Source organism: Kineococcus rhizosphaerae (assembly GCF_003002055.1).
GTDB classification, from domain to species: domain Bacteria; phylum Actinomycetota; class Actinomycetes; order Actinomycetales; family Kineococcaceae; genus Kineococcus; species Kineococcus rhizosphaerae.
Window position 1 is genome coordinate 706,161 of sequence record NZ_PVZF01000001.1, and the last position, 15,478, is coordinate 721,638.

15 protein-coding genes are annotated in these 15,478 nt (G+C 75.0%); 3 read left to right on the forward strand and 12 right to left on the reverse strand.

The features are described 5' to 3' along the window. Positions 1-13: 13 nt before the first annotated feature. The 4 genes from CLV37_RS03420 to CLV37_RS03435 all read right to left on the reverse strand — a co-directional run bounded on the left by CLV37_RS03420 (position 14) and on the right by CLV37_RS03435 (position 2,541). The gene (locus tag CLV37_RS03420) at positions 14-1,162 is read right to left on the reverse strand and encodes a DUF4192 domain-containing protein (RefSeq protein ID WP_170127032.1); all 1,149 of its coding nucleotides are present in this window, start codon (positions 1,160-1,162) and stop codon (positions 14-16) included. A 62-nt stretch (positions 1,163-1,224) separates the two neighbouring features. Continuing rightward, complete coding sequence (locus CLV37_RS03425; protein ID WP_106206915.1) at positions 1,225-1,548, reverse strand: YkvA family protein; 324 nt, start codon at positions 1,546-1,548, stop codon at positions 1,225-1,227. Then, positions 1,545-2,219 (reverse strand): EcsC family protein, encoded by a 675-nt coding sequence (locus CLV37_RS03430; RefSeq protein ID WP_106206917.1) that lies wholly within the window; start codon positions 2,217-2,219, stop codon positions 1,545-1,547. The genes CLV37_RS03425 and CLV37_RS03430 overlap by 4 nt, the downstream gene beginning before the upstream one ends. Before the next feature lie 94 nt (positions 2,220-2,313). Beyond that, complete coding sequence (locus CLV37_RS03435) at positions 2,314-2,541, reverse strand: hypothetical protein (RefSeq protein ID WP_106206919.1); 228 nt, start codon at positions 2,539-2,541, stop codon at positions 2,314-2,316. A gap of 57 nt (positions 2,542-2,598) precedes the next feature. Between CLV37_RS03435 and CLV37_RS03440 the strand changes: the two genes are divergently transcribed. After that, the gene (locus CLV37_RS03440; protein WP_106206921.1) at positions 2,599-3,504 is read left to right on the forward strand and encodes a spermidine synthase; all 906 of its coding nucleotides are present in this window, start codon (positions 2,599-2,601) and stop codon (positions 3,502-3,504) included. Next, entirely contained in the window at positions 3,501-4,148 is a 648-nt protein-coding gene (locus tag CLV37_RS03445; RefSeq protein WP_106206923.1) for a DedA family protein, read from the forward strand. Before CLV37_RS03440 ends, CLV37_RS03445 begins: the two co-directional genes overlap by 4 nt. Positions 4,149-4,208: 60 nt before the next feature. On the opposite strand, the gene gndA is transcribed toward CLV37_RS03445, so the two are convergent. From gndA to CLV37_RS03470, 5 genes are read right to left on the reverse strand one after another with little or no spacing between them, the layout of a single operon-like run. Continuing rightward, positions 4,209-5,690 carry an NADP-dependent phosphogluconate dehydrogenase gene (gene gndA / locus CLV37_RS03450; protein ID WP_106206925.1) on the reverse strand — a complete coding sequence of 494 codons (1,482 nt, stop codon included), beginning with the start codon at positions 5,688-5,690 and terminating at the stop codon, positions 4,209-4,211. After that, positions 5,690-7,039, reverse strand: a complete 1,350-nt coding sequence (locus tag CLV37_RS03455; RefSeq protein WP_106206927.1) for an MFS transporter — start codon at positions 7,037-7,039, stop codon at positions 5,690-5,692. The genes gndA and CLV37_RS03455 overlap by 1 nt, the downstream gene beginning before the upstream one ends. Then, on the reverse strand, positions 7,036-7,677 hold the full coding sequence (locus tag CLV37_RS03460; RefSeq protein ID WP_106206929.1) for a GntR family transcriptional regulator: 642 nt from the start codon (positions 7,675-7,677) through the stop codon (positions 7,036-7,038). The genes CLV37_RS03455 and CLV37_RS03460 overlap by 4 nt, the downstream gene beginning before the upstream one ends. Before the next feature lie 45 nt (positions 7,678-7,722). Further along, positions 7,723-8,364 carry a UdgX family uracil-DNA binding protein gene (locus CLV37_RS03465; RefSeq protein ID WP_106206932.1) on the reverse strand — a complete coding sequence of 214 codons (642 nt, stop codon included), beginning with the start codon at positions 8,362-8,364 and terminating at the stop codon, positions 7,723-7,725. Between the two features lie 7 nt (positions 8,365-8,371). After that, the gene (locus CLV37_RS03470) at positions 8,372-9,457 is read right to left on the reverse strand and encodes a carbohydrate kinase family protein (protein WP_106206934.1); all 1,086 of its coding nucleotides are present in this window, start codon (positions 9,455-9,457) and stop codon (positions 8,372-8,374) included. A 54-nt stretch (positions 9,458-9,511) separates the two neighbouring features. On the opposite strand from CLV37_RS03470, the gene CLV37_RS03475 reads away from it, so the two are divergent. After that, complete coding sequence (locus CLV37_RS03475; protein ID WP_106206936.1) at positions 9,512-10,546, forward strand: aldo/keto reductase; 1,035 nt, start codon at positions 9,512-9,514, stop codon at positions 10,544-10,546. A 2-nt stretch (positions 10,547-10,548) separates the two neighbouring features. Here the strand turns inward: CLV37_RS03475 and CLV37_RS03480 are convergent, their stop codons facing one another. From CLV37_RS03480 to CLV37_RS03490, 3 genes are read right to left on the reverse strand one after another with little or no spacing between them, the layout of a single operon-like run. After that, on the reverse strand, positions 10,549-10,743 hold the full coding sequence (locus CLV37_RS03480) for a hypothetical protein (protein WP_146149286.1): 195 nt from the start codon (positions 10,741-10,743) through the stop codon (positions 10,549-10,551). A gap of 8 nt (positions 10,744-10,751) precedes the next feature. Next, entirely contained in the window at positions 10,752-11,729 is a 978-nt protein-coding gene (locus CLV37_RS03485; protein WP_245885219.1) for a YihY/virulence factor BrkB family protein, read from the reverse strand. Positions 11,730-11,785: 56 nt separating this feature from the next. Next, positions 11,786-15,478 (reverse strand): ABC transporter ATP-binding protein, encoded by a 3,693-nt coding sequence (locus CLV37_RS03490; RefSeq protein WP_106206940.1) that lies wholly within the window; start codon positions 15,476-15,478, stop codon positions 11,786-11,788.

Below are 15,478 nucleotides of genomic sequence, written 5' to 3' on the forward strand. Positions count from 1 at the left end.
GACCCGGCCGCCGTCACCGGTGCGGCGCCAGGCCGAGGCGCAGGGCCCGGTCCACCAGGACGGCGAGCCGGTGCCCGGGGTCGTGGCGCAGGGCCTGCTCCACGCACACCGCGGCCCGCGCCCCGCGGCCGGAGCGCCACTCCAGCCACCCCGCCACGGTCCACGCCGGCGCGGCGAGGGGACCGGTGGCGTGCCGGGCGACGTCCACCGCCAGACCCGCCGCGGCGAGCGCGCGCGGCAGCTCGAAGTCCTCGCCCAGGGCCCGTTCCAGGAGGTCGCCGACGCGCTCGCCGTCGGGCGGCGGCTCTCCCCCGCCCGTGAGCAGGGCCGCACGGGCGCGGTCGGTCGCGGCCCCGGCACCGCCGGCCAGCAGCACGGCGTCGCGGACGGCGGTGTCCCGCAGGCCCTCCAGCACCCGGCCGCACCAGGTGGGGTCCGGGAGGGCGGGGACCCCGGTCAGCGGCCGCTCCCGCACCGCGGCGTCGAAGGCGGCGACCAGCGCCACCGGGTCGGAGGGCACCCGCCGGCGTCCGCGCGTCGCCGCCTCGCGGCGGGCAGGGTCCACGGGGCTGGTCCCGGGCAGGCTCGCCGCGCGGTCGGGCGCCGTCGTGAGCCCGCGCCAGACGGCCTCGGCGACGACCCGCCCGGCGCCGGCGCCGCTGCGGGGCGCACCGGCGGGCGGGCAGCAGGGCCGCTCGCACGTCAGCGACCGCCAGCGGTCCTCGCCCACGAGGAGCACGTCGCCGAGCTCGGCCCCGGTGGGCAGCCGTCGCAGGGCCTGGCGCAGGTGCGCGACGGTGGCGCGAGCCCGGGCGCCGGGCACGAGAGCACCGTCGACCTCGTGGGCGTCCGGGTCGTGCACGAGGAGGTGGACCTGCGCCCCGGCCCCGGTCCGCCGGTGGGCCGTCCGCACGAGGGGACCGGTGGCGGCGGTCACGAGGTGGGGTTCGGCGCTCGGCGGGAGGTCCACCCGCGCCGCGAACCCCAGGAGTCGGCGGCCGTCGGGGCCCGGGGCCCGCACCTCGAGCAGGACGACGCTGTCGCCGGGGTGGAAGCCGAACAGGTACGGCACGAGGGCGAGGAGCTCACCCGGTCCACGGGCGACGATCCGGTCGGGCTCGGGCTCGGAGTCCGGGGGCGGGTGGACGGGTGCGGTGCTCACGTCGGCCAGCGTCCGGGGTCCGCCACGAGGCCGGTCCCGTCCGTCCACAGGGACCGCGGTGCTCAGTCCCCGCGGCGCCTGTGCACACCCGGGTCGGCGCTCGCCGGTCGCCGCACGTAGTCGTCCGTCGCGGCCCGCACGGATGCGGCGACGTAGGCGGCCACTAGCCCGTCGTCGAGCAGGCCGACGACCGGCAGCCACAGCTCGGGGACGGCGTCCACCGGCGAGAGCAGGTAAAGGGTCCCGACCGCCGCCCCGGCGAGCCGGCGACGACCCGGACCGCTCCAGCGTCCCGAGACGGCGTCGCGGACCATGGCGGGCAGCAGGCGCAACCGCCCGGCCGTGCGCAGGTCGACGACGGGCACGGCCCGCAGCGCCGGCTTCACGCCGGGTCCGGGTGCTTGGGCGGCAGGCCGTGCTCGGCGGCCTTCACGATGCGGCGGAACATGACGGTGTCGACGCCGGCCCCGATGGCCCCGCCGACGACGGGCAGCGCGCGCTGCGGCAGCCGCAGAAGTCCCTGGGTGCCGAAGCGGGCGATGAGCCGGAAGCCGACGCCCTTGTTGACGAGCATGAGCACCGGCCGCGGGACGCGGGAGGTGACGAGGCCGACCAGCTTCCCGCCGGTGGGCAGCCCCGCCGACTTCAGGACCTCGGTGGCGTCGGCGCCGACGAGGGTCAGCAGGATCGCGGAGCGGACCTCGGGGCGGGAGGTGTCGTACCCGCGCAGCTCGGCGAGGGCGGCGACGGCGCGCACGGCCAGCACGTGGAAGCCGAAGACGTTGGCGGGCAGGGCCACCGGCAGGGTCAGCAGGCCGCCGAGGCCGGTGACGAAGCCGTTGCCGGCGACGAGCCGGGTGTGGTTGCGCACGACGGCGTGCAGGGCCGACTCCGCGCTGGGGTGCCTGGTCCGTGCGGCGCGGGCGACCTCGGCCGCGCCGTCGAAGGGCCCGAGCCCGTCGATGCCGACGGCCAGCAGGCGCTGGACGAGGTCGGCGGCGCGCCGGTCGAGGGCGCTCGGTTCGTCAGGGGTGTCGCGGGGCGCGTCAGGGCTCACGTGCCCGACGCTAACCGCTGGGACGCGACCCGCAAGCACAACGGGTCGGCGTGGACGCCGGGGCCGACGTCGGGGCCGACGTCGGGGGCGGACGTCAGCGCGCGGGGTCCTGCTCGGACAGGAAGGCGACGACGTCGGCGACCCCGGCGTCGACGTAGCGGCGACGGGCCCACGGTCGCGGCAGGCGCTGCCCGGCGGCCACCGGCGGGCGGTCCGCCTGCGGCATGCGCGAGGCGTCGAGGCTGCGGCGCAGGGCCCGGCGGTCGCGCACGAAGGGGACGACGAACAGCGCGAGCAGGCACATCTCGAGGAAGGTGGACATGCTCAGTACCTCGGCAGCGGTCCGGGGGAACTTGAAGCGGCCTGGTTGGATCGCGGGGTGCCCGACCGTCCCGCACCCCGCCGCTCCCGTCCACCGAGGTCCGCGCGCCCGGCGCCGTCCGCGCAGCCCGTCGAGGGTGAGGAGCCCATCGCGACCGGCACCGTCCGGTTCGAGCAGGACCGCGACGACCCCGACGGCTGGACCGTGCACGTCAACGGCGTCCCGAGCTCGTACGTCGACGTGGGCGACCCGACGAACCTGATGTTCGAGTACCACCAGTGGACGGCCGCCGTGATCGACGCGGTGCACGCCCCCGGCCCGGTGCGCGCCCTGCACCTGGGGGGCGCGGGGTGCGCCTTCCCCCGCTACCTCGCCGCGACCCGGCCCTCCTCGCGGCAGCTGGTGCTGGAGGTGGACGCGCAGCTGGTGGAGGTGGTGCGCCGCAGCTTCGGGGCGGCCGGCTCGGCCGGGTTCAGGCTGAAGGTCGCCGACGGGCGCGAAGGGCTCGCACCGGTCCCCGACGGCACGCAGGACGTGGTGGTGCGCGACGCGTTCGCCGGTGACCGGGTCCCGGAGCACCTGCGCACGGTCGAGTTCCTGCGCGAGGTCGACCGGGTGCTGGCCCCGGGCGGGCTGTGGGTGGCCAACCTCGCCGACCGGCCCCCGATGCCGAACTCGCGCGCGGAGCTGGCCACGGCGTTCGAGGTCTTCGCGCACGCGGCGGTGCTGGCCGAACCGGGGGTGTTCCGGGGCCGGCGCTACGGCAACGCGCTGCTGGTCGCCTCGCAGGCCGAGCTGCCCGAGCAGGCGGTGGTGCGGGCCCTGTCGGGCGGGGTCGCCCCGGCCCGGCTGCTCCTGGACCACGACGCCCGGCACTTCTGCGCGGGGTCGGCCGTTCTGCGGGACAGCACTCCCGCCTCGAGCCCACCCGACCCCGCCCCGCAGGAGGACCCTTCCCCATGAGCTCCACGGCCGAGACCGTCCCGACCACGGGTGGCCTGACCGGGTTCGTCCTGGACACCGTCGAGACGCTCGGCGCCGCCGGCGTGGGTCTGCTGAGCTTCGCGGAGGTGGTGTTCCCCCCCATCCCCAGCGAGGTCGTGCTGCCGCTGGCGGGGTTCCTCGTCCAGACCGGGGCGATCGGCCTGGTCGCGGTCCTGGGGCTGTCGACGCTGGGGTCGTACCTGGGGTCGCTGCTGCTGTACTGGGTGGGCCACGCCGTCGGGCTGGACCGGGCGGCGCGCATCGCGGCGAAGGTCCCGCTGATGGACGCCGAGGACGTCACGAAGAGCGCGGACTGGTTCCACCGGCACGAGGGTGCGGCCGTCTTCACCGGTCGGTTCGTCCCGGGGGTGCGCAGCCTGGTCTCGCTGCCCGCGGGCGCGGCGCGGATGGGCCTGCTGAAGTTCTCGCTGTTCACCGTCGCGGGCAGCGGGCTGTGGAACGCGCTGCTCATCGGTCTCGGGATGGCCCTGGGCACCCAGTACGAGCTGGTCGAACGCTACGGGCACTACCTGGACTACGCCTTCTACGCCGTCATCGGCGCGGTGCTGGTGTGGGCGGTGGCGCGGCGGGTCCGCGCCCGCCGCGCCCAGCGCGTCGGCTGAGCGCACGGCGGCGGTGACCCCCGAGGGGACCACCGCCGCCGCGACCGGGCCGGGACCGGGTCAGGACTGCGTCTCGGACCCGTCGCCGGACCACTCGACGTGGAAGGACCCGTCGCGGTCGGTGCGCTTGTAGGTGTGCGCGCCGAACAGGTCGCGCAGGCCCTGGACCAGCGCGGCCGAGGACCGCTCGCGGCGCAGGCCGTCGTAGTAGGCCAGCGAGGAGGAGAAGCCGGGGGCGGGGATCCCGGCGTTCACCGAGTGCACCACGACGCGGCGCCACGCCTCCTGGCCCTGCACGACCGCGTCGGCGAAGTACGGGTCGAGCAGCAGCGAGGGCAGCTCGGCGTTCTTGGCGTAGGCGTCCTTGATCCGGTCCAGGAACTTGGCGCGGATGATGCAGCCCCCGCGCCAGATCGTGGCCATCGCGCCGGGGTCGATGCCCCAGCCGTACTCGAGGGACCCGGCGCGGATCATGTCGAAGCCCTGGGCGTAGGCGACGACCTTGGAGGCGTACAGCGCCGCGCGGACGTCGTCGATGAACTGCTCGGCGTCGGCCTCGGCGACGAACCCGCCGGACCCCTCGGCGCCGGCGTCCGGGCCGGGCAGGACGGGCTGGGCGGCCTTGCGCTGCTCGGCGTGGCCGGACAGCGCGCGGGCGAAGACGGCCTCGGCGATGCCGGAGACCGGGGTCCCCAGGTCGAGCGCGGTCTGGACCGTCCAGCGGCCGGTGCCCTTCTGCTCGGCCTCGTCGAGCACGACGTCGACCAGGGCCACCCCCTCCTGGGTGGGGTCGTCCTTGGCCAGCACCCGGGCGGTGATCTCGATGAGGAAGGACTCCAGGTCCCCGGAGTTCCAGGTCGTGAAGACCTCGGCGAGCTGCTTCGGGGTGCGGCCCAGGCCGTGGCGCAGCAGGTCGTAGGCCTCGGCGATGAGCTGCATGTCGGCGTACTCGATGCCGTTGTGGACCATCTTCACGAAGTGACCGGCGCCGTCGGGACCGACGTGCGTGGAGCACGGGGTGCCGTCGACCGAGACGGCGATGTCGGCCAGGATCGGCCCGAGCTTGGCGTAGGCGTGCTCGGAACCACCGGGCATGATCGAGGGGCCCAGCAGCGCGCCCTCCTCACCGCCGGAGACGCCGACGCCGGCGAAGTGGATGCCCTTCTCGCGCAGCGCGGCCTCGCGCCGTCGGGTGTCGAGGAAGTGGGCGTTGCCGCCGTCGACGAGGATGTCGCCCTCGGACAGCAGCGGGGCCAGCTCGTCGATGACGGCGTCGGTCGGGCCGCCGGCCTTGACCATGATGATGATCGTGCGCGGGGACTCCAGGGAGTCGACGAACTCCTGCGCGCTGTAGCCGGGGACGAAGGTGCCCTCGTCGCCGAACTCGGAGATCAACGCCTTCGTCTTGGCGTCGGTGCGGTTGTGCACGGCGGTCACGTAGCCGTGCCGGGCGATGTTGCGGGCCAGGTTGCGCCCCATCACCGCCAGGCCGGTCACGCCGATCTGGGCCTTCTGCGTCGTCTCATCGCTCACCCGCCGCATCATGCCGTGCCCGCGCCGGTGCGGGAACCGCGGCTGCGCAGCACGTCGCGCACCCGGGGGACGACCACCCCGTCGCGGGCCATGAGGGCCCGCGTCTGCCGGCGGCTCACGAGGATGCCGGCCACCCCGACCGCCCACAGCGGGAACTGCAGGGCGAAGGCGACCTTGAACGCCCCCAGGGAGTACGTGTCGGGGGTGCCGGCCCCCTGGGCGTCCAGCAGGACGCCGACGAGCAGGATGAGCACGACCGAGGCCGTGAAGCCCATGACGTTGGTCATGCCGGTGGCCCCGCCGAGCCGGTGGGCGGGGTTGGAGGTGCGCGCGTAGTCGAAGCCGATCATCGAGCCGGGGACCCCGGTCGCGGCGACGACGACGAGCAGCGCGAGCAGGACCAGCGGCGCGGGTCCGGGCCACAGCAGGACCACCGCCCAGACGACGGCCTGGGCGGCGACGATCGTCAGGACCAGCCAGGACCGGCGCAGCGGGTGCCGGGCCACGAAGGAGCCGAACAGCGGTCCCGTCCCGGCCGCGGTCACGGTGTACAGCGTGAGCAGCGCGCTGGCCCCCCCGGTGCTCAGCCCCTGGCCGGAGACGAGGAACGGGAACCCCCACAGGGTGGCGAAGGCGTTGCCCGAGAACGGGGTGGCCCAGTGCGACCACAGCCCCAGCCGGGTCCCGGGGTGGCGCAGCGCGGCCCGCAGGTCCCCACCCACCTCGCGCAGGGACTTGGTGGTGCGGGGGTTCTCCCGGCCCGGCGGGACGTCGCGCAGCACGACGACGGACAGCGCTGCGGCGAGCAGGCTGAAGGCGCCGATGCCGGTGTAGGCCGGCGTCCAGCCCGGGCCGTGCAGCAGCGCCACGAGCGGGACGAAGCTGAAGACCTGCCCCAGCTGGCCGAAGAGCCCGACGAGCTGGGTCATGACCGGCACCCGCTGCGGCGGGAACCAGTTGGTCACGACCCGCAGGACGCTGACGAACGTGGCGGCGTCGCCGGCGCCGACGAGGACGCGGGCCAGGACGGCCTGCCAGGTCTGCGTGCTCAGGGCCAGCACGACCTGCCCGACACCCATGGTGGTGGCGCCCAGGACGACGAGCCGGCGCGGCCCCCACCGGTCGATGAGGACGCCGATGGGCACCTGGAGGGCGGCGTAGACGAGGAACTGCAGGACGGCGAAGCTCGACAGCGTCCCGGCGGCGATGTGGTAGCGGTGCTGGGCGTCGAGGCCGGCGGCGGCCAGCGAGGTGCGGTTGGCGACGGTGACGACGTAGGCCACCGCCCCGACGGCGAAGACGACCCAGGCCCCCCGGACGGGGCGGTCGGCGGCACGGGTGCGGGCGGGGGTGCTCACGCGCGCACCGCCCGCAGCCGGTCGCCGGCGCGGCGGACGTGGTCGCGCACGAGGTCCAGCCAGCGGTCCTCGTCGTCCCCCCGCAGGGCCTCGCGCAGCGCCTCGTGGTCGGCGAGGGCCGTCGCGGTCCGGTCCGGGGCCCCGGCGAGGTTGGCCACCCCCATCCGCATCTGCCGGTCGCGCAGGGAGTCGTAGACGCCGGACAGGACGTCGTTGCCCGCGGCGCGCACGACCTCGGCGTGGAAGGCGCGGTCGGCGGCGGCGAACTGCCAGGTGTCGTCGGCGGCCGCGGCCCGGCGCATGGCCAGCAGGTGCGGGGCGAGGCGGTCGGCCAGGGCGGCGCGCCCGGCCCAGGCGCGGCGGGCCGTGTGGACCTCGACGAGCTCGCGGGCCTCCAGGACGTCCTCGACCTCGGTCGGGGAGACGGGCACGACGAGCGCGCCGCGCTTGGGGATGAGCTGGACGAGCCCCTCAGCCTCCAGGCGCAGCAGCCCCTCGCGCACGGGGGTGCGCGAGACGCCGACCTGCTCGGCGATCTCGCCCTCGGTCAGCAGCTGCCCGCCGGGCAGGGTGCGGTCGAGGATGGCGTGCTTGACGTGCGCGTAGACCCGCTCGGCGGCGGGAGGGGCCGTATCCATGATGTATCTAAGGTAGCGGACCTCTCCGGCCCACCCCCTCCGCCGTCAGGTCAGGGCGGCGGCCGCCGTGCGCAGGTCGGCCACCAGCCCGGCGTACGCCTCGTCCCGGTCCGCCTCGGGCACCCGCAGCACCGCCGAGGGGTGGATGGTGCCCATGAACGTCTTCTCCCCGCGCGAGGTCGTCTGGGTGATCAGCTGACCGCGGTGCTTGGTGACCCGGAAGTCCTTGGGCAGCAGGGCCTTCGCCGCGGTGGCACCCAGGCAGACGATGACGTCGGGGTCCACGACGGCCAGCTCGGCGGCCAGCCAGGGGCGGCAGGCGGTGATGTGGCCGACGTCGGGGCTGGCGTGGATGCGCCGCTTGCCCGGCGCCTCCTGGCGGAACCGGAAGTGCTTGACCGCGTTCGTCACGTACGTCGTCGCCACGTCGATGCCCGCCTCGGCCACGGCCTTCTGCAGCAACCGGCCCGCCGGCCCCACGAACGGGACCCCACGACGGTCCTCCTGGTCCCCGGGCTGCTCCCCCACCAGCGCGAGGCGGCCGTCGGGGGCCCCCGCGGAGAACACCACCTGCGTGGCCGGCTCCCACAGCTCGCAGCCCCGGCACGCGGGCGCGGCCTGGCGCAGCTGGTCGAGGTCCGCCCCCGGGGGGACGAAGTCGGCGGCTCCGGGACGTTCGGTCGTCACCGGCCGATCATGACCCCGCGAACCCCGGACCGCCTCCCGTGCCGGTCGGCAGGTCGTTGCGCACGGCCAGGGTCGCGCTGGCCCGGCGCACCGAACCCCGCGTCGTCGGGTGCTCCTTGAGGACGCCGTCGAGGAAGCCGTACTGGCGCACCAGTTGCGACGTCGCCGACGTGCGCGGCCCGAGCCGCAGGTGCGACCACCAGTCGGCGATGTCCCCCCAGCCCGGCGCCGACAGCGACCCGCCGAACTGCTGCACGGACAGCCCCGCGCACAGGTTCGCGAAGGAGAGCCGCTCGGCCAGCGGCCACCCGGCGAGGGTGGCGGTGAGGAAACCGGCCCCGAACACGTCCCCGGCCCCGGTGGCGTCGAGAGCCTCCAGCCGCAACCCGGGGACCTCGGCGCTCTCCCCCGTGCCGGCGTCGACCGCCAGGGCCCCGTCGGCCCCGCAGGTCACCACGGCCACCTGGACGCGGTCGGCGAGCGCCGCGACGGCCTCGGCGGCCGAGGCGGTGCGGGTGTAGCGCATGGCCTCGACGTGGTTGGGCAGGAACGCGTGGCAGTGCTCCAGGCCCGCCAGCACGTCGGGGTTCCACTGCGTGGAGGAGTCCCAGCCGACGTCGGCGAAGACCAGCGAGCCCTGCTCGCGGGCCCGCAGCACCCACGGCTGGGCGACGGCGGCCAGGTGCACGAGCGCGCTGCGGGCCGCGGGGACGTCGGAGGGTTCGTCCACGGGCGCGGGGTGCTCGTGGGTGACCATCGCGCGGTCGCCGCCGTAGGCCAGGGAGACGGTGACCGGGGAGTGCCAGTCGTCGACGCGGTAGGACGTGGACAGGTCCACCCCCTCCTGCTCCCCCAGCGTCTGCCAGCAGAACTGGCCGTAGGCGTCGGTGCTGAACGCCGCGGACAGCGACGTGGCCAGCCCGAGGCGGGCCGCGGCGACGGCCATGTTCGCGATGCCCCCGGGGCACGAACCCATCCCCGAGGTCCACACCTCGGTGCCGAGGCGGGGTTCGGAGTCCAGGCCGGTCAGGACGATGTCGAGGAACACCGTGCCCCGCACGTGGACGTCGAAGGGGAGTGGCTGCGTCAGCACGCCCCGATGCTGCCAGGCCGGGCGCCCGGCGTCAGCAGGGGTCAGGATGCGGACATGGAGTACAGAACCCTGGGCAACAGCGGGACCTCGGTGTCGAACCTCGCGCTCGGCACCATGACCTTCGGCAGCGAGAGCGACCGCGACGTCTCCTTCGAGCAGCTCGACGCGTTCCTGGCCGCGGGGGGCACCCTCGTGGACACCGCGGACGTCTACTCCGGTGGCGTCTCGGAGGAGATCATCGGCGCCTGGCTGGCCGACCGGCCCTCCGACGTCACCGACCGCGTGGTGCTGGCCACCAAGGGCCGGTTCCCGACGTCGGAGGAACCCAACGGCGTCGGGTTGTCGCGCCGTCACCTCACGCGGGCGCTCGACGCGTCCCTGCGCCGCCTCGGGGTGGAGGCCGTCGACCTGTACCAGGTGCACGCCTGGGACCCGTGGACCCCGATCGAGGAGACGCTGGCGACGCTGGACTCGTTCGTGCGCGCCGGCAAGGTCCACCACGTCGGGTTGTCGAACTTCACCGGCTGGCAGCTGCAGAAGGCCGTCGACGTGGCCGACGCGGGCGGTTTCTCCCCGCCGGTCACGCTGCAGCCGCAGTACAACCTGCTGGTCCGCGAGATCGAGTGGGAGATCGTCCCGGCCGCGGAGGAGAACGGCCTCGGGCTGCTGCCGTGGTCCCCGCTCGGGGGCGGCTGGCTGTCCGGCAAGTACACGCGCGACCAGGCCCCGACGGGGGCGACGCGGCTGGGCGAGAACCCCGAGCGCGGGGTGGAGGCGTACGCGCGCCGGAACGCCCAGCAGCGCACGTGGGCCGTCGTCGACGCCGTGCAGCGGGTGGCGCAGGACCGCGGGGTCCCCATGGCGCAGATCGCGCTGGCCTGGTTGTCGGCGCAGCCGTCGGTCAGTTCGGTGATCCTGGGGGCGCGCACCACGGCACAGCTCACTGAGAACCTCGGAGCCGCCGACCTCGAGCTCGAACCGGGCGAACTCGCCGCGCTCGACGAGGCCAGCGACCCCGAACCCGCCGACTACCCGTACGGCGGGCCCGGGTCGAACCAGCGCTCGCGCAAGCTCACCGGGGGTCGCTGACCTCAGTCCGCCGGCGCCTGCCGCCCCTGGGAACCGGGGTGGTGGGCGTCGTCGGCCTCGTTGACGGCCGGCAGGTGCGTCCACCCCTCGTGGGCCTCCTTCGACAGTTCCTTCGACGTCTCCAGGTGGTCGGCGGCGCTCTTGAGCTCCGCCTCGTGGGTCTGCTCGAACTGGGGGTGTTCCTCGGCTGCGGGCACGGTCGTCCTCACCTCTCCTGCGGCTTGCGATCGGCGGCGACGGCGTCGCGCCGCCCCATCGGTTCGGCCGGGCCCACCGTGGTGTCCCGGTTGGTCTGCTTCTCGGACTCGGCGTTGATCTCGGCGCCCAGCAGGATCGCGTAGCTCGTCAGCCACAGCCACATGAGCAGGATGACGACCCCGGCCATCGACCCGTAGTTCTTGGCGTACGAGCTGCTGCCCGCGACGGTCACGTAGACCGAGAAACCGGCCGAGACGACGAGCCACAGCACCGTGGCGACCCCCGCGCCCACCGACAGCCACTTCACGCGCGGGGCGTCGCGGTCGGGGGCGACCCGGTAGACCACGCCGAGGGCCACGAGGATCAGCCCCAGCAGCAGCACCCAGCGCAGCACGTTGACGACGACGCTCACGACGGCGCCGGCGCCCAGCGCCTTGATCAGCACCGGGACGACCCCGATGAACGCGATGGCCAGCAGCATGAACACGATGGCGCCGACCGTCAGCAGCAACGCGGTGCCCTTGAGCTTGACGAAGCCGCGGGTCTCCTTCTCGTCGTAGGCGGTGTTGGTGGCGGCCATGAGGTTCTGCACGCCGCTGGAGGCGCTCCACAGGGCCAGCACGATCGCGACGACGGCCGTGATGCCCGCGGCGGACTTGCCGTCGGCCACCGTCGTGACCTGCTGCACGACGAGGTCGCGGGCGGCCTGCGGGATCGCCTGGATCCCGTTGATCTGGTCCTTGATGGAGTTCGTGTCCCCGAAGATCCCCCAGACCAGGAACGCCGCCGTCAGCGCCGGGAAGATCGCCAGGAACGCCTTGAAGGCCACCCCGGCGGCCAGCAGCGGGACCTGGTCCTCCTTGGCCTCGGCCCAAGCGCGCTTGGAGACGGCCAGCCAGCCGCGCGAGGGGATCTGCCGCGGGGAATCGGCGTCCTCGCCGTGGTGGTGGACGGACACGTCGTCTCGGTGGGTGGTTCTGCTCACGCCTCCCACGATCCACCGCACCGTGGCCGGGCGCACGGCGAGCGCCCACCGGGCGTTCAGGCGGTGGAGGTGCGCCCGGCCACGAAGGAGGCCCACAACCCGGCGTAGTACCCGCCCCGGTCCAGGAGGTCGGCGTGCGTGCCCTGCTCCACGACGCGGCCGTGGTCGAGGACGACGATCCGGTCGGCGCGCGCGGCCGTCGAGAGGCGGTGGGCGACGACGATCGTGGTGCGGCGGCTGGCGGCGGCATCGCTGGCGGCGGCGATCGCGGCCTCGGCGGCCGGGTCCAGGGCCGCGGTCGCCTCGTCGAGCAGCAGGACGTCGGGGTCCACGAGCTCGGCCCGGGCCAGGGCCACGAGCTGGCGCTGCCCCGTGGACAGGTTGCGGCCGCGCTCGCCCACGACGAACCCGTAGCCGCCCGGCAGCGCGGTGATGGCCGCATCGGCACCCACGGCGCGCGCCGCGGCGCGCACCTGCTCGAAGCTCGCCCCGGGCCGGGCGTAGGCGATGGCCTCGGCCACCGTCCCGTCGAACAGGTACGCCTCCTGGGGCACGACCCCCAGCCGCTGCCGGTAGCCGGCCAGGTCCAGGCTCCGCAGGTCCTCACCGTCGACGAGCACCCGGCCGCCGGTGGGGTCGTAGAAGCGGGCGACGAGCTTGACGACGGTCGACTTGCCCGCCCCGGTCTCCCCGACCAGGGCGACGGTCTCCCCCGCGCGCACGTGCAGGTCGAGGGCGGCCAGCGCGGGGTGCTCGGAGTTCTGGTAGTGGAAGTCGACGTGCTCGAAGCGCAGGTCCCCGGCCAGCCGGCCCACCGGCGCGGGCTGTGCCGCGGCGGGGACGGTCGTGGGCGTGCGCAGCAGGTCGCGCAACCGGCGCAGCCCGACGGCGGCCTGCTGGTAGCCGTCGAACACCTGCGACAACTGCTGCACGGGGGCGAAGAACAGGTCGACGTAGAGCAGGAAGGCCACCAGCACGCCGACGGAGATCCGCCCGTCGCGCACCATGAGCCCACCGGCGACCAGGACCAGCGCGGCCGTGGCCTCGTTGAGGAACTGCACGAACGGGAAGTACGTCGCGATGTACCGCTGGGCCCGCAGCCGCGCCTGCCGGTACGCCCAGCCCTTGGCGCGGAACCGCGCGCCGTCCTCGTGCGTGCGCCCGAACGCCTGCGCGACCCGGACCCCGGCGACGGACTCCTGGAACTGCACGTTCACGGCGCTGACCCGCTCGCGGGCCTCGGTGTACGCCGGTCGTGACTTCGCCCGGAAGACGAGCGTGGCCGCGACGAGCACGGGCAGCACGCACGCCACGACCAGCGCCAGCTCGGGTTCGAGGACCAGCATGGCGACGAACACCCCGACGAGGGACAGCAGGCTCACCAGGGCCTGGGCGACGCCGTTCTGCAGGAACGACGACAGGGCGTCGACGTCCGTGGTCATGCGCGTCATGATCCGGCCGGCCTGCTCGCGCTCGTAGTAGTCCAGACCCAGCCGCTGCAGCTGCGCGAACGTCTTCAGCCGCAGGCTGAACAGCAGGCGCTCCCCGGTGCGCCCGGCGACGCGGGTCTGCCCGACGTTGACGACCCAGTCCGCCGCGACGACGACGGCGGCGACGACCGAGGCCACGACGAGGGCGTGCAGGTCCCCAGTCGAGACGCCGTCGTCCAGGCCGGTGCGCACCAGCTGGGGCAGGAACAGCTGCGCGAGGGCGTCGCCGGCGACGAGGACCATCCCGGCCGCGAGCGCCCACCGGAAGGGCCGCAGCAGCGTCCCGAGCCCGAAGGCCGGGTCGTGCCGTTCGGCGGCGGCCACGTCGACGTCGGGGACGTCGCCGGAGGGGGGCAGGTCCGCGATGCGGCGCAGCAGGTCCCCCGAGACGGGCAGCCCGGCGTCGACGGCCGCGGCGGCGGCGGTGCGCCCGCCCCGCCGGGGGGCCGGCACGGGGCGCTGGGCGGCGCTGACGCGCTCGGGGACGGGGGTCTGCTCCCCGGTCTCGTCGGGGTCGAACAACCGGCGGAACACGGCGCAGCGCTCGGTGAGCTCGGCCTCGGTGCCGGCGTCGACGACGCGCCCGGCGTCCAGCACGACGATCCGGTCGGCCAGCCGCAGCGTGGAGCGGCGGTGGGCGACCAGCAGCACCGTCTGCCCGGGGGTGCGCGCGTCGGCGAGGGCGGTGAGGATGCGCTGCTCGACGGTGGGGTCGACGGCCGACGTCGCGTCGTCCAGGACGAGGACGCGCGGGCGGGCCAGCAGGGCGCGGGCCAGCCCGATCCGCTGGCGCTGGCCCCCGGACAGCGTCAGGCCCTGCTCGCCCACCAGGGAGTCCCACCCCTGGTCCAGCGCGTCGACGAACCCGTCGGCGGCGGCGGTGCGCAGCGCGTCGCGGACCTCCTCGTCGGTGGCCGTCGGGACGGAGTAGGCCACGTTGGCGCGCACGGTGTCGGAGAACAGGAACGTCTCCTCGAACACCATGCCCACCGCCGCGCGCAGCGTCTCGGGGTCCAGGTCGCGCACGTCCACGCCGCCGAGGCGGACGCTGCCGGCGGCCACGTCGTAGAACCGCGGCAGCAGGCTCGTGAGGGTGGACTTGCCCGAGCCGGCGGTGCCCACGAGGGCGAGGGTGCCGCCGGCGGGCACCGACAGGTCGACCCCGTGCAGGACGGGCCGGTCGGGGGTGTACCCGAACTCCACGCCCTCGAACGCGACCGCCAGCGGCCCGTCCGGCAGGTCCCGGACCGAGCGCTGCGCCACCTGACGGCCGGCGGCGGCCGGGGCCAGGATCGTCGGGGTGGTGTCGACGACCTGCAGGACGCGTTCGACGCCGGCGCGGGCCTGCTGCCCCATCGTCAGCAGCCCGGCGAGCTGGCGGACCGGGGAGACGAGGCTGCCCAGGTAGGTCGTGAACGCCAGGAACGTGCCCACGGTGAGGTGCCCGGTCAGCGCCAGCCACCCGCCGAACAGGAGCACGCCGACCTGCCCGAGGGCCGGGACCGCCTGCAGCGCAGGGCCGTAGCGGGAGTTGTAGCGCACGACGCGCATGCGGTCGGTGAACAGGTCCCCCACCACGCCCTCGAGCCGGCGCAGCTCGGCGGCCTCCTGGCCGAACCCCTTGACCACCCGCACCCCGGTGACGGCGGCCTCCACGTGCGCGGCGACCTCGGCGGCACGGGCCTGGGCGGCGAAGTTCGCGGGGAACAGGTCCCGGCGGCTGCGCCAGGCGATCCAGAACAGGGCCGGACCGGTGGCCAGCGCCACGAGGGTCAGCGACGGGGACAGGACGGCCATGACGACGAGGGAGACGACGAACAGGACGGCGTTGCCGGTGACGTTGGGCAGCCAGGCCAGCAGTCCCTGGACGAGCTGGACGTCGCTGATGGAGCGGCTGACGACCTGCCCGGTGGACAGCCCGTCGAGCTGGCGGCCGTCCATCCGCTGCACGGCGGCGTGCACCTCGTTGCGCAGGTCGAACTGCACGTCGAGGGACAACCGGCCCGCGGTGAAGCGCCGGACGAAGCCCAGGGCGTAGACGACGAGCCCGGCGGCGACCAGCAGCGCCGCCCACGGCCACAGGGACGCGCCGGGGGTGCCGATGACGTCGTCGACGACGTGGCGGACCACGAGCGGGACGAGGGCGGTGACGACGTAGGCGACGAGGGCGGCGCCGAAGGAGGCGATCAGGTCGCGGGGGTGGCGGGCGCAGTAGCCGGCGAGGCGGCGCAACCAGCCCTGGGAACGTTCTGATGACAC